The organism is Halomarinibacterium sedimenti, assembly GCF_019312585.1.
In the GTDB taxonomy this organism is placed as follows: domain Bacteria; phylum Bacteroidota; class Bacteroidia; order Flavobacteriales; family Flavobacteriaceae; genus Halomarinibacterium; species Halomarinibacterium sedimenti.
The window spans coordinates 91,869-105,855 of record NZ_JAHWDP010000001.1 but is presented as its reverse complement, the minus strand read 5'-3'; the positions used below and the strand labels follow the sequence as shown (position 1 = coordinate 105,855).

At 36.1% G+C, this 13,987-nt stretch carries 14 protein-coding genes; 6 read left to right on the top strand and 8 right to left on the bottom strand.

Going from position 1 to position 13,987, the window contains the following annotated elements; translation table 11 throughout:
- Positions 1-37: 37 nt before the first annotated feature.
- Positions 38-2,068, bottom strand: coding sequence for an ATP-dependent zinc metalloprotease FtsH (gene ftsH / locus KXJ69_RS00505; RefSeq protein ID WP_219050378.1), 2,031 nt, complete (start codon positions 2,066-2,068; stop codon positions 38-40).
- A gap of 12 nt (positions 2,069-2,080) precedes the next feature.
- On the bottom strand, positions 2,081-2,452 hold the full coding sequence (gene rsfS, locus KXJ69_RS00500; protein WP_219050377.1) for a ribosome silencing factor: 372 nt from the start codon (positions 2,450-2,452) through the stop codon (positions 2,081-2,083).
- A gap of 85 nt (positions 2,453-2,537) precedes the next feature.
- Between rsfS and KXJ69_RS00495 the strand changes: the two genes are divergently transcribed.
- Positions 2,538-3,269: a biotin--[acetyl-CoA-carboxylase] ligase gene (locus tag KXJ69_RS00495; protein WP_219050376.1), complete on the top strand. Its 732-nt coding sequence runs from the start codon at positions 2,538-2,540 to the stop codon at positions 3,267-3,269.
- On the opposite strand, the gene KXJ69_RS00490 is transcribed toward KXJ69_RS00495, so the two are convergent.
- On the bottom strand, positions 3,266-3,658 hold the full coding sequence (locus KXJ69_RS00490; RefSeq protein ID WP_219050375.1) for an SRPBCC family protein: 393 nt from the start codon (positions 3,656-3,658) through the stop codon (positions 3,266-3,268). The two genes, KXJ69_RS00495 and KXJ69_RS00490, sit on opposite strands and share 4 nt — an antisense overlap.
- Before the next feature lie 43 nt (positions 3,659-3,701).
- The gene (gene pyrE / locus KXJ69_RS00485) at positions 3,702-4,340 is read right to left on the bottom strand and encodes an orotate phosphoribosyltransferase (RefSeq protein ID WP_219050374.1); all 639 of its coding nucleotides are present in this window, start codon (positions 4,338-4,340) and stop codon (positions 3,702-3,704) included.
- 7 nt (positions 4,341-4,347) lie between these two features.
- Between pyrE and KXJ69_RS00480 the strand changes: the two genes are divergently transcribed.
- Positions 4,348-4,977: an NUDIX hydrolase gene (locus KXJ69_RS00480; protein ID WP_219050373.1), complete on the top strand. Its 630-nt coding sequence runs from the start codon at positions 4,348-4,350 to the stop codon at positions 4,975-4,977.
- Here KXJ69_RS00480 and KXJ69_RS00475 read toward each other — a convergent pair.
- Complete coding sequence (locus tag KXJ69_RS00475; RefSeq protein ID WP_219050372.1) at positions 4,939-6,699, bottom strand: M14 family metallopeptidase; 1,761 nt, start codon at positions 6,697-6,699, stop codon at positions 4,939-4,941. The genes KXJ69_RS00480 and KXJ69_RS00475 overlap by 39 nt on opposite strands.
- Positions 6,700-6,795: 96 nt before the next feature.
- On the opposite strand from KXJ69_RS00475, the gene KXJ69_RS00470 reads away from it, so the two are divergent.
- Positions 6,796-7,728 carry a T9SS type A sorting domain-containing protein gene (locus tag KXJ69_RS00470; RefSeq protein ID WP_219050371.1) on the top strand — a complete coding sequence of 311 codons (933 nt, stop codon included), beginning with the start codon at positions 6,796-6,798 and terminating at the stop codon, positions 7,726-7,728.
- 30 nt (positions 7,729-7,758) lie between these two features.
- Here KXJ69_RS00470 and rho read toward each other — a convergent pair whose 3' ends face one another.
- Complete coding sequence (rho, locus tag KXJ69_RS00465) at positions 7,759-9,402, bottom strand: transcription termination factor Rho (RefSeq protein WP_219050370.1); 1,644 nt, start codon at positions 9,400-9,402, stop codon at positions 7,759-7,761.
- A gap of 196 nt (positions 9,403-9,598) precedes the next feature.
- Between rho and KXJ69_RS00460 the strand changes: the two genes are divergently transcribed.
- Positions 9,599-10,009 carry a DUF4293 domain-containing protein gene (locus tag KXJ69_RS00460; protein ID WP_219050369.1) on the top strand — a complete coding sequence of 137 codons (411 nt, stop codon included), beginning with the start codon at positions 9,599-9,601 and terminating at the stop codon, positions 10,007-10,009.
- A gap of 60 nt (positions 10,010-10,069) precedes the next feature.
- Here the strand turns inward: KXJ69_RS00460 and KXJ69_RS00455 are convergent, their stop codons facing one another.
- Entirely contained in the window at positions 10,070-10,561 is a 492-nt protein-coding gene (locus KXJ69_RS00455; RefSeq protein WP_219050368.1) for a metallophosphoesterase family protein, read from the bottom strand.
- 98 nt (positions 10,562-10,659) lie between these two features.
- Between KXJ69_RS00455 and truA the strand changes: the two genes are divergently transcribed.
- Both truA and KXJ69_RS00445 read left to right on the top strand, forming a co-directional pair.
- Entirely contained in the window at positions 10,660-11,403 is a 744-nt protein-coding gene (gene truA / locus KXJ69_RS00450) for a tRNA pseudouridine(38-40) synthase TruA (protein ID WP_219050367.1), read from the top strand.
- Between the two features lie 11 nt (positions 11,404-11,414).
- Positions 11,415-13,196: an ABC transporter ATP-binding protein gene (locus KXJ69_RS00445; protein ID WP_219050366.1), complete on the top strand. Its 1,782-nt coding sequence runs from the start codon at positions 11,415-11,417 to the stop codon at positions 13,194-13,196.
- Here the strand turns inward: KXJ69_RS00445 and KXJ69_RS00440 are convergent.
- Positions 13,160-13,984 carry a DUF3667 domain-containing protein gene (locus KXJ69_RS00440; protein ID WP_219050365.1) on the bottom strand — a complete coding sequence of 275 codons (825 nt, stop codon included), beginning with the start codon at positions 13,982-13,984 and terminating at the stop codon, positions 13,160-13,162. The genes KXJ69_RS00445 and KXJ69_RS00440 overlap by 37 nt on opposite strands.
- Positions 13,985-13,987: the final 3 nt, after the last annotated feature.

Below are 13,987 nucleotides of genomic sequence, written 5' to 3'. Positions count from 1 at the left end.
CTACGATAACATTTTTTTTAACTAAAAGGGCAATTCTTTAAGGATTAGTACCTTCTTTTACTTCATTTTCAGAGACTTCATCTGTAGTATTCTCTTCTATCGAATCCTCTACTTTTGATTCCGTACCCTCTTTCATTCCGTTGATAGGTTCTTCTTTTATAAAGGGCCTTTTGCCAAAAATACGCTCTAAGCTTTCTTTAAAGATCACCTCCTTTTCAAGAAGCTCATTAGCTAACTCGGTAAGTTTGTCTTTATTTTCTTCAAGGATTTTAATAGCTCTTTCGTACTGTGCTTCAATCATAGCAGAAATTTCTTTATCAATCATTTCTGCTGTCTTCTCGCTATACGGCTTACTGAAGTTGTAATCGGTTTGCCCACTGGAATCGTAATAAGTAAGGTTTCCAATTTTATCATTTAAACCATAAATGGTCACCATGGCACGGGCTTGCTTCGTTACTTTTTCTAAATCGCTTAAGGCTCCAGTAGATATTTTATTAAAAATTACTTTTTCGGCAGCACGACCTCCCATAGTGGCACACATTTCATCTAGCATTTGCTCTGGACGAACAATCAATCGCTCTTCAGGTAAATACCAAGCCGCTCCTAAGGATTGACCTCTAGGCACAATAGTTACTTTTACTAAGGGTGCAGCGTGTTCTAGCATCCAACTTACAGTCGCGTGTCCTGCTTCGTGGAAAGCAATTGCTTTCTTTTCACTAGGTGTAATAATTTTGTTTTTCTTTTCAAGTCCACCTACAATTCTATCAACAGCATCAAGAAAATCCTGTTTCCCTACGGCCTTTTTTTCTTTACGTGCCGCAATAAGCGCCGCTTCATTACAGACGTTCGCTATGTCGGCTCCAGAAAAACCAGGTGTTTGTTTAGCCAAGAAGTCCATATCTACACTTTCGTCTTTTTTAATAGGGCGAAGGTGTACTTCAAAAATTTCTTTACGCTCACGAACATCGGGAAGATCTACGTAAATCTGCCTGTCAAATCGTCCAGCACGCATTAATGCCTTGTCCAAAACATCGGCACGGTTGGTGGCAGCCAAAACAATTACGTTTGTATTGGTTCCAAAACCATCCATTTCGGTTAAAAGTTGGTTTAATGTATTTTCACGTTCATCATTAGAACCTGAGAAGTTATTCTTCCCTCTGGCGCGTCCAATAGCATCTATTTCATCAATAAAGATAATGGCAGGAGATTTTTCTTTGGCTTGTTTAAATAAGTCACGAACTCTCGAAGCTCCCACACCCACAAACATCTCTACAAAATCCGATCCCGATAAGGAAAAGAAAGGTACTTTGGCTTCACCTGCTACGGCTTTTGCTAATAATGTTTTTCCTGTTCCAGGAGGTCCTACCAATAACGCCCCCTTTGGAATTTTTCCTCCTAGGGAAGTATATTTTTCTGGGTTTTTTAAGAAATCTACAATTTCTTGAACCTCTTCTTTAGCACCTTCCAGTCCAGCAACATCTTTAAAGGATGTTTTTACGTCGGTTTTTTCATCAAAAAGCTTGGCTCTAGATTTTCCAATATTAAATATTTGTCCGCCAGCCCCGCCGCCAGCACCTGAAGACATTCTACGCATGATGTAAATCCAAACACCAATAATGACTGCAAAAAACAGGATAGAAGGGAGGAATTCTGCCCACAAATTAGATTCTGTTGTCCAACCAATTTTGGTAGTTAAACCATTGTCTTTAATGATTTGTGTGGTATTGTTTTCGAAGTTTTGAAGATCTCCAAATTCAAACTGATAGATAGGATCGTTGGGACCTGGTTTCAGTAATTTATCTTTAAACTTACTCGAATGAATTTGCTTTTCGCGCGCTTCATCGGTAAGATAAACTTTCGCTACTTTTTTGTTAATGATTTCAATTTTCTCTACATCACCATCCCTAAGCATTTTCTGAAAATCGACTTGTGTCGTTTTTTCTGGAGCCGAAAGGGAATTTCCACCAAAAAACTGAAGCCCTATAAATACCAAAAAGATGGCAATATAAATCCAGTAAGCATTAAACTTAGGTTTCTTTATTTCAGGCTTGTTATTATCGTTTGCCATGTGGCTTTTCTTTTAATATGAAGTTTTTATTAATACTGTTTTTGCGTCACCCCAAAGTCCTTCAATGTCATAAAACTCTCGAATGTGCTTTTGGAATACGTGAACTACTACGTGAACATAATCCATTAATATCCACTCGGCATTATCACTTCCTTCGACATGCCAAGGTTTTTCTTTTAAGGCTTTGCTAACTATTTTTTGAATGGAATTTACAATAGCATTCACCTGGGTGTTTGAGGTACCATTACATATGATAAAGTAGTCACAAACAGTATTTTCTATTTCTCTAAGGTCTAAAATTTGAATGTCTTGACCCTTAACTTCTTCTATTCCTCTAATTATTTCTGCGACGAGTAAATCTGTTCCAGCTTCCTTTTTTTGCATTAAAAACTTTTTATTTGGGCAAAGTTATTACTTTTTTGTTTCTTGAAACGTTTTAATTCTTGAGATTAACACAATATTAATTCCATTGAAAATAATCAAAATTAGTGCCATTGGGTCTACCAATGACTATTTAAAAAAACTATCTAAATCTTCAACCTTAGAAGACGAAACGGTGGTGCAAACATTACACCAAACTCATGGGAAGGGACAAATGGGCGCTTCTTGGCAGTTTGAGATAGGTAAAAGCCTTGCCTTTAGTATCTTTAAAAAGGCTGAAGAATTGCCTATTTCGCACCAATATTTGGTCAATTTTGCGGTAAGTTTAGGGGTTAAAAATGGGTTGGAGGCCATCAGTATTCCTAAAATTTCGATTAAATGGCCTAACGACATATTGGCAGATGGGAAAAAAGTATGTGGGATTCTGGTAGAAAATCAATTTAAGCATACCGAGACCATACATAGTGTTATTGGAATAGGGATTAATGTAAATAATACAGGGTTTTCAAAATATCCTCAAGCTAGTTCGTTACGACTTAATACTGGAATTCTTTACGCTATGGATGAAGTTTTTGATACCGTAACTCAAGCCATCCTTTCTGAATTAAGGAATATTCACCAAGCTAATTTTGAAGAATACAAAAGGCAATATGAAGCTTGTCTGTTTAGGAAAGGCGTAATTTCGACGTTTGAAGATTTGGAACGAAAAAAATTCAATGGGATTATTGAAGGTGTGACCAATAATGGGATGTTACTCGTAAAACTTAAAGATGATAGTGTAAAAGAATATAGACTAAAAGATATAAAATTACTCTACTAAAGCGCTTCCATTTTGGAAGTTAGGGTTTCTAAAAATTTGGTAATGGGGCTTTTAATCATCATGGCCATCATAGGGTTAAAATCACCACTAAAAAGCAATTCAATTTCAGATTTACTATCTGAAACATCTTGAATGGTCCCTTCCAAAGTAAATGGAATTTTATCGCTTATGGCGCCCAGTACAATTCGGCTATAGGGTTCGGTTTCTTTTGTTTCCAAGGCAATTTCGGGCATTCCTTTTAAGGCAAATACAAAAGCGTCATCACGAATGACTTCAAATTTACTGATGTTATCTGGCATAAGGACTTCGAAGTTTTTTACATCCTTCAAAAAATTGAATAAGCCTTCGGCATTTTTATTTACGGTTACCTTTTTGCTTTTAATTTCCATAGCGTATATTGTAATTTAGGTTTGGGTCTTTCAAAATGTATGCCTATTTCCAGTCTGCTGGATTTTTTCTCCATTCAGAAAGTGCTTCAGCCTCTTGTTGGGTGATGTAATTCGCCTTTTCGGCTTGCTCTAGCAGATTTTCATAATTGCTTAACGTGTGTAACTGTACATTTTCTTTTTCAAAATTTTCGTCTGCCACAGCAAAACCATAAGAAAAAATTGCAATCATACCCTTTACATTTGCTTTGGCCTCACGCAATGCCTCCACTGCCATAAGACTACTTTTTCCGGTGCTAATTAAGTCTTCCACTACCACCACATTCTGATTTTCTTCTAGATGGCCTTCAATCTTATTTTGTCTACCATGTGCCTTCGCCTCAGGACGCACATAGCAAAATGGTACGTTGAGGTAGTCTGCCACCAAGGCACCAATACCAATTGCCCCAGTGGCAACACCTGCTATCATATCTGGCTTGCCATACAATTCTTCAATTTGGTTGGCAATATTCTCTCTTAGATAGTTTCTTATCGTTGGATATGAGAGGGTTAAGCGGTTATCGCAATAAATTGGAGACTTCCAGCCTGAAGCCCATGTAAAAGGGTTTTGTGGTTGCAATTTAATTGCATTTATTTGTAAAAGTAATTCGGCTGTTTTTTGAGCTGTTTCTTTTTTTAAGACCATACTGCAAATGTATAAAGTTTTTGTCAATGAGATTCCGATAATTCTCACTACCGAGAAAAAAATTGGTAAGCAATATACTTCCATACCTTTAAAGGAAGTAAAGTTCAAAAAACTTATTAATAAGATTAATAATGGGGAACTGCTTTACGTAAATATATACCACAAAAATGCAGAGAAATTGGAAAAATTTCTTCGGAAAAAATTACCTGTTGTGGAAGCAGGAGGAGGAATGGTTTATAACAGTAAAAAGGAAATTCTTTTTATCTATCGCAATAAAAAGTGGGATTTGCCCAAAGGAAAAGTAGAGAAGGGAGAATCTTATGAAGAAGCAGCGATAAGAGAAACTATAGAAGAAACGGGTGTAAAGGATCTTGAGGTTAGAAAATTTCTCACCAAAACTTATCACGTTTTTAAACGTAATGGAAAATTTAAATTAAAAATTACTTATTGGTTTGAGATGTTTAGCGATTACAACGGTCCACTAATTCCTGAACCTTCCGAAGGAATTAAAAAAGTAAAGTGGAAAAATTTTGAAAAATCACAAAAAGCACTTCAAGATTCTTATGAAAATATTAAACTTCTTTTTCCAAAGGAATATTTAACCTCGCACCCTAACGATAGGATATCTCAAGTGTGATTTTTCGTAATTTGAAGATTGTTTATGAATCCAATCTAATTGAGCAAACCAATTGGCTGCAAAATTAGGTTCGGTCGTTTTTTTAGTTTCAAATTCTGTTTTTATTTCTGGGTGTTCATTCAAAAAAGCTTCTGCTAAATCTTCCCAAACGTAAGGTGAAAAACCCTCTTTTTGTTGTAGAATGGTATCGAAATAATTCCAATTAAAAAACGAATCTACCGCCATCGGCTCTAAAGTTTCTAATAAATACCGAATCCCAGGTTGCTGTGTGGAGACCATAAAATCTCCTTTTTTTACCGACACTTCTTCTTCAAAAGTTTCTACTTGCGTGTTGTAATGTGGGTAATGGCCCTCATAAGGATTATTAAAGGTTTCGTAGTTTTTAATTTTATAAACTTCGGCAGAAATAAGGGTGTCTTTTTTAACTTCAGTTAAGGTGATTTGGTTGTTTTTTAATTGGTCAATAACATTCCAATAACCTTTAGGAATAATATACGCAGATGGAATTTTTATACTCTCCACTGCCTTAAATTCATTGTAATAAATTACTGGTTTTGTAAAAGGTTGGTCTCTGTGATATTTTAATCTGCTTGCTCCTGTTATATTGCTAGGCTCCATAGTGCCTTCATATCCTTTAAACTGAAGCGTCGCCGTTTTACTGCTGTCAATTGTCCAAGTAATAGGGTAAGAGTTTCCTGTGGTAAAATTATTGAATGAATTCTTCCGCAGTTCTTTTATTTTTGAAGCGTCTTTTTCGGCAATATTTATAAAACTTCGCATTAATTCATAAGTGCCTTCCACTCGTTGCTTATAAGGTTTAAGCATATGCGTTTCAACCATCATACCTAACGTATTGTATAAGGTTGTATACCCTGTGGAATAACGGGGATAATCCATAAATTGTGAAAATCCAGTTTCTGGCGTTCGATTAAAAAGATTAACATAAGGAGTGATATCCCATTTTTTCTGAACCAATGAATCTTCCAATTGTGGCATAAAGGAAGTATGTAAATAAGTGCCCAATTCGCCACCTAATTTGTTGTGTTGGGTAAAAAGATGGGTAAGTGTGTATTGATAATCTGCACCATTGCTTACGTGATTATCGATAAACATATCCGGATTTACCAAATGAAATATTTCTGCAAAAGCCTTTGCATTTTTGGAATCAGCTTTTATAAAGTATCGATTGAGATCAAAATTTCGTGCATTCCCTCTAAACCCGTATTCTATGGGGCCATTTTGATTGGTTCGAGAACCACTATTTCTATTAAGTGCACCGCCAATATTGTAGATAGGAATTACTGCAATGATGGTATTTTCTGGAGGTGCTATTTTTCCTTGAGCAAAATCTCGAAGGAGTAGCATGGATGCATCTATACCGTCACTTTCACCTGGGTGAATACCATTATTTATTAAAAGAATGTTTTTATTTTCAGTTTTGGAAAATTCAGTTTCTAGCCTTGTGTCAACTTTACGATTGGGATTAAAAACAACTAAATGCAATGGCTCGCCACTATCTGTCATTCCCATTTTATACATTACAATGGTAGGGTAGGTTTCTGCTAATTTTTTATAGTAGGAAATAACTTCCTCATAAGTTGGAGTTTCTGTCCCCTTTGAAGTTTCAAACCTCGTAATAAAATCTATTGTTGTTGTTTTTTCAGTTTTATTACATGAAAAAAGAAAGAATAAAACGAACGAAATAGAGAGAATTTTTTTCATAGGATGTTTTCAAGTTGTTAAAATTAATCAACTTTATTTTAAATTTTAAATAACAATCTATTATCTTTAGTCTTGAACATCCTCAAATATAGACCTATGAAACATTTTTTACTTTCTTGTTTTTTGATTGTTGCTGTGATTGTGCCTAGTATTGGGCAAAGTTATACACAGTTTTCGGCAAATAGAAGTAAGGTAAATGTGAAAGTGAAACCTACAACATTTACTATATCTAACAACAAGCAGCCTGTATTAGCAACCTACACAGATAGGACTGCTTTTCAAAATGATTATATACTGCAAACGGGGCAAGGGTTAACCTCTGAAGATTTTTCTACAGGACCTTCTGGAATTAATAACTGTGGTACTGTAATAAGTTCAAATGGAGACGACTGTTTTTTACCAGGCGAACTTGAAGACGGTTTTACGGTGACTTCCACGGTAGATGCGGGGGGTGGATCTACTATTTCAATTTCTCCGGGAAATGTAGGAAATACAATCCACTTGGTTGGTGCAAATACTTTTGCTGAGAGCACCGTTGTTAATTTTGACCCAGGGGTGTATGCGGCAGGAATGGATATTTGGAACGAATCTGATCCCACAACTACGTTTAGAGTGTATGATGCTTTGGGGGATTTATTGGAAGTGTATACTTTGACCAATACAGTATCGGCTGAGAATTTTTTCGGAATTTTAGCAAATGAACCGATAAGCAGAGTTGAAATTGAAGAAGCTAACGGGGGAGGAGACCTTATTGGGAATTTAGAATTTGGTGATTCTATTTTGAATACAACTGAATTTACACAAAGCCAAATAGCTATATATCCTAATCCTGTTACTACAAAATTGAATATTAATATTGTTTCAAGTGTCGAAATTGAAAAAATCACACTTCACAATATATTAGGAAAAGATACGGGCTTAAAACTTATAAATGGAAGCATAAATACTTCACAACTTTCTACTGGAGTATATATTTTAACCGTTGAAACTTCAAAAGGGGTTGTTAGTAAGAAAGTAATTAAACAATAAAAAAAGCCCCGCTATTGGCGGGGCTTTTTTTTATCCGTTCATCGAAATAAGAAACTCTTCATTATTTCGAGTCTTTTTAATTCTATCATTTATAAATTCCATAGCTTCTACAGGATTCATATCGGCTAGGTATTTACGTAATACCCACATACGTTGTATGGTATTATCATCGAGTAATAAATCGTCTCTACGCGTACTAGAAGATGTTAAGTCAATGGCAGGGAAGATTCTTCGATTAGATATCTTTCTATCCAACTGAAGTTCCATATTTCCAGTTCCTTTAAATTCTTCAAAAATTACTTCGTCCATTTTAGAGCCGGTTTCAGTAAGTGCCGTTGCAATAATACTTAACGAGCCTCCATTTTCAATATTTCTAGCAGCACCAAAGAAACGCTTTGGTTTGTGTAATGCATTGGCATCCACACCACCACTTAATATTTTTCCACTTGCAGGCTGCACCGTGTTATAGGCTCTTGCCAAACGCGTAATAGAATCTAAAAGAATCACTACATCGTGACCACATTCTACTAATCTTTTCGCTTTATCAATTACGATATTAGCAACACGAACGTGTTCTGCTGCTTCTTTATCGAAGGTTGAAGCCACTACTTCGCCTTTCACATTTCGTTGCATATCGGTTACCTCTTCAGGGCGTTCGTCAATCAACAAAATAATTTGATATACTTCAGGATGATTTGCGGCAATAGCATTGGCAATATCCTTAAGCAACATCGTTTTACCCGTTTTAGGTTGAGAAACAATCATTCCACGTTGTCCTTTTCCTATAGGGGCAAAAAGATCGATAATTCGAGTAGAAACCGTACTTTGTCTTTCGGCGATGTTGAATTTTTCAGTAGGGAAAAGCGGTGTTAAGTGTTCAAAAGAAACACGATCTCGCACTACATTAGGGTTCAATCCGTTAATTTTACTCACTTTAATAAGTGGGAAATATTTTTCACCTTCCTTGGGAGGGCGTACCTCACCTAAAACCGTATCTCCAGTTTTTAATCCGAATAAACGAATTTGAGACTGCGATACATATATATCATCTGGTGAGGATAAATAATTATAATCACTAGAACGTAAAAATCCGTATCCATCTTGCATGATGTCTAAAACACCTTCACTTTCTATGATACCGTCAAACTCAAAATCGGGTTCGCGGTAACGATTACGAGTATCCTTATTACCATTAGAATCGTTTTGCTTTTTATGGTGTTTTTGATTTCCGTCTGCGTTTCTGTTGCCTTTTGGCGGATCTTGTGTGTTGTTTTTGTCACCATCCTTTGAACTTTGCGAGTTTTGGGAATGATGTGGCTTTTGACCTCCTTTTTGATTGCGATTGTCGTTGCGGTTATCACTTCGATTGTTTTGTGGACGACGCTCTCGCTGATTGTTTTGAGGTTTATTGGGTTTTTGCTGAGCAGGGGCTTCTTTCTTTTCTTGCTCTTGTTCTTTAGGAGCATTTTGAGTTTTTGTAGGAGCTGGTTCAGAAGTACTTTTCACTTCTTGAACAACTGCTTTTGCTACCTTAGGGTTAGCCGCTTGGTAATCTAAGATTTGATAAACCAAGTCTAATTTTTTTAGGCTTTTAAACTTGGGTACACCCAAAGTCTTAGCTAGCTCCTGTAGTTCAGGAAGCTTTTTTTCTTTTAATTCAGAAATTTCAAACATTTAAAATAATAGATAAATTTTAGTAGATATGTATTTTTTCAATAAAGGGGTAATTTAGTTGAAAATGTGTCGGAGACTAAGTAACCTTTGTTGAGATGGTTACGAATTGTTACTGCAATATTACAACAATAAATTTAAATCTGTATTTATTTTTTATGAAAGAAAGCTTATTTTTGACCAAAATTAGCAGAAAACAATGTTACAGCGCATTCAAACAGTGTATATGATTCTCTCCATTTTGGTGATGGGAGCGTTGTATATGTGGTTTCCTGTAGTGGAAGATGCTGCAAAAAATGTGGTGATTGATAAATCTGAACCTTTGGTTTTAGGACTTATCTTAGCTCCCGTTGTGTTAACACTCATTTCAATTTTCAACTTTAAAAAGCGACAACATCAATTTGTGTTGAATCGCTTATCTATCATATTAAACTTTGTATTACTAGGCGTTTTTGTATATCGATCGCTAAAGGTATCCGGAGAGACTTTGGTTTCAGAGAAGGGTATTGGGGTGCTACTTCCCATCATTTCTATCGTTTTTCTAGTGTTGGCTAATAAGGCCATCAAAAGGGACGAGGATCTCGTAAAATCAGTAGATCGATTACGTTAAACTACCTCTTAGTATCTATTAGTGCGAAAACCCTCAAAACATGCCATTTTGGGGGTTTTTTTATCTTTTGAATTCAATCACTTCCAAATTTTTAATATCCTTTCCATCAATTTCAAACCGTAGCATGGTACGTACTTTTTGAAATCCGTGTTTTCCAGCAGCACCAGGATTCATGTGAAGCAGATTTAATTTTTTATCTGGCATGACTTTTAAGATATGAGAGTGACCCGAAATAAAAATCTTAGGTGGGTTTTTCGAGATTTTTTCTTTTATTCTTCGATCATATCGTCCTGGATAGCCACCAATGTGGGTTATCCAAACCTCTACTTCTTCACAAAAAAAACGACTGTCTAACGGAAATTCTTGTCGCGCTTTCGCATCGTCAATATTTCCATAGACCGCCTTAATGGGCTTCAATTTTTGAATGGCATCTGTTACTTTTAAATCTCCAATATCACCTGCATGCCAAACTTCATCGGCTTGTTTTACATACTTTAAGATGTTTTCATCTATATAACTATGGGTATCGCTTAAAAGGAGAATTTTGGTCAAAGCATTTAATTTTCAGAAGTACAAAGTTGAGATTTTGTTTTCAGAAATCGTAATTCCTTATTGGTAAATCGTAATTTTGTGAGTTCAAAAATCAAAACTTGCGATATTTTATTGACATAGCCTACAACGGAACAGCTTATTGCGGTTGGCAAAATCAGCCCAATGCATTGGCAGTTCAAGAAGTTTTAGAAAAAGCACTTTCTACTTTATTGGGAACTGAAATAGCAGTGACAGGTGCAGGTAGGACAGATGCTGGTGTCCACGCAAAACAATTGTTAGCACATTTTGATGCTGAAGAAATGGAGGATGTTCAAAACTTGTTACACCGATTAAATTCTTTTTTACCAAAAGATATTTCGGTGCAGGATATTTTTCGGGTGAAGGATGATGCTCATGCAAGATTTGATGCCGAGGCACGGGAATACGAATACCATATCACGTTAAAAAAAGACCCTTTTGTTGAAGGATTGGCTTATTTAGTAAATAATGAGCCTGATGTTTCTAAAATGAATGAAGCGGCACAATCTCTATTGAAGTATCAAGATTTTCAATGTTTTTCGCGTTCCAAAACTGATGTAAAAACGTATTATTGTACTATCACAAAAGCACATTGGGAACGAAAAGAAAATCTGCTGATTTTCACTATTTCTGCTAACCGTTTTTTACGAAATATGGTGCGTGCTATTGTAGGTACACTGCTAGAAATAGGCTATGGAAAATTAACGTTGGAAGATTTTCACAAGATAATTGAAAGTAAAAACAGAAGTAACGCAGGGGCTTCGGCGCCCGCTCACGGGCTTTATTTAACGAAAGTTGTATATCCCAAAACCATAAAAATGTAAGGAGACAATTCATGTCGGAAACCACAGGAAAAGCATTCGATTTTAAACTATTCAAGCGTTTATTGGGGTACACAAAACCCTATAAATGGACGTTTTCCTTTGTTGCTTTTGCTGCTATTGCACTTTCTGTTTTAGGAGTGTTAAGTCCGATTTTACTAGAAAAAGCCATTGATGAGAGTATTCTTCCTAAGGACTGGAATGGCTTAGTGTATTATGTCATTTTAATGATTGTGGTACTGTTGGGTGAAGTGCTTTTTCAGTTCTCATTTATCTATTATGCTAACTGGCTGGGGCAAACAGTAATTCGCGATATTAGGGTAAAACTCTTTAAACTCATGATGAGTTTTCGGATGAAGTACTTCGATAAAAGCGCTGTGGGGCGCCTTACCACACGTGCCGTTAACGATATTGAAACTATTGCGAGTATCTTTAGCGAGGGACTGTTTACCATTGCAAGTGATGTGCTAAAAATGGTGGTGATCTTAGGGGTAATGTTCTATAAAAGCTGGGAACTTACATTAATTTCCATCTCTATTATGCCTATCCTGATTTATGCTACGAGGGTGTTTCAGCGTGCCATGAAAGGTGCTTTTGAAGAGGTGCGAAATCAGGTAGCAAATTTAAACACCTTTGTACAGGAGCGTATTACTGGGATGAAAATCGTTCAGATTTTTGCTCGTGAGGAAACCGAATACAAACGCTTTGTTGAAATTAACGAAGAACACAAAAAAGCATGGATAAAAACTGTTTGGTATAACTCCATTTTCTTTCCTATTGCCGAAATTTCGGGCTCCATTGCTTTAGGATTAATAGTTTGGTATGGTGGATTAAATGCGATTGCAGACGAAGTAGCTTTAAGTGGCGATATTACCTTAGGAGTTATAACGGCGTTTATCCAATTGTCACAAATGTTGTTTAGACCTTTGCGCATGATTGCCGATAAGTTTAATACACTTCAAATGGGAATGGTGGCAGCCAATCGCGTTTTTGGAATTTTGGACACTAAATCGCATATAGCCGATGAAGGTGACATTGAATTAAAAGAAACGCGAGGAGATATTGAATTTAAAGAGGTGCATTTTGGGTATAACGAAGATGAAGAAGTCATTAAAGGAATATCTTTTTCGGTGCAATCGGGACAAACCATTGCTTTGGTAGGGGCTACGGGCGCTGGAAAATCGACCATTATTAATTTACTCTCTCGTTTTTATGAAATAAATGGAGGCGAAATTTGCATTGACGGTATATCCATAAAAGACTATACATTGCCTTCACTAAGAAGTCATATAGCGGTGGTCCTTCAGGATGTGTTTTTATTTGCCGATACTATTTTGAATAACATTACCCTTGGTGATGAAACCATTACGGAAGAAACGGTGATTGCCGCCGCCAAGGAAATTGGAGTCCACGAATTTATTAGTTCCTTACCCGATGGCTATCATTACAATGTAAAAGAACGTGGCACCATGCTTTCTTCAGGGCAACGACAATTGATTGCTTTTCTTCGTGCGTACGTAAGTAACCCTAGTATTTTGGTATTGGATGAAGCAACATCATCAGTCGATAGCTATTCTGAAGAAATGATCCAAACCGCTACTGATAAAATTACCAAAGGGCGAACTTCAATAGTCATTGCCCACCGTTTGGCAACTATTAAAAAAGCGAGTCAAATTATTGTCATGGATAGTGGAAAAATAGTGGAGAAAGGCACGCACAAGGAACTTCTCAAAAAAGAAAATGGGTTTTATAAAAACCTTTATGAAGTCCAGTTTATGAAAGAAGAAGCGATATAAGAAACACCTCTTTTGGCTTTTTCTGCTTCGATTATTTTTTCAAAAGCACCACTCTTATACATAAAATAAGCTTGAATGATTCCTTGAATGAGTAGGGCAACCATAATTATACCAATAAATAGTAAAGTCCGCAGGATAATACCTTCTGTAGATAATTTCAACAGGCGTTTATAGCAAATTGCCGTGTAAATAATGAGTCCAAGGTTAAAAATGCTACCGGCGATATAAAAATTCACTCCAATAATCCCTAATAATGTAATGACCACGGCACTTGTTATGGAATATTGTGCGACGATATAGGTCATGGTTACCAAATGTTCTGTAAAATTGAGCTTTTTTAATGTTTTAAATACCAAATAAGCTATAAAAGCATATAATGGAAGGTTAATTAATGATATAAAGGAATAGTAGTCATAAATCCAATCGAAGTTGGAATAACCCTCAGGTACATTACCTGGCATCAAGACCGTCAAATCCATCACTTCAGGATAGAATTTCCGAAGAATAAATAATTGAATTCCCGAAAGTGTTACAGCGATGGCGAAGTAGCTGATAACGTTTACATACTTTTTTCGAGTTCCGTTGATGTAACTGCCAATAACATCTTCAGGTTTTTTAAAAAGAGCGAGATAGGTTTTAAGAAACTTATTGTCGTAGTTTAAAAATTGCTCGGCAAAATCTGCCCAAAGATTTTTAACAGTAAGCCTATTTCTAATGACTTTGGCTCCACAAACATTGCAATAATCATCTTTTTGTGAAAGTGAGTTTTGACAATTTTTACAATCCATAGA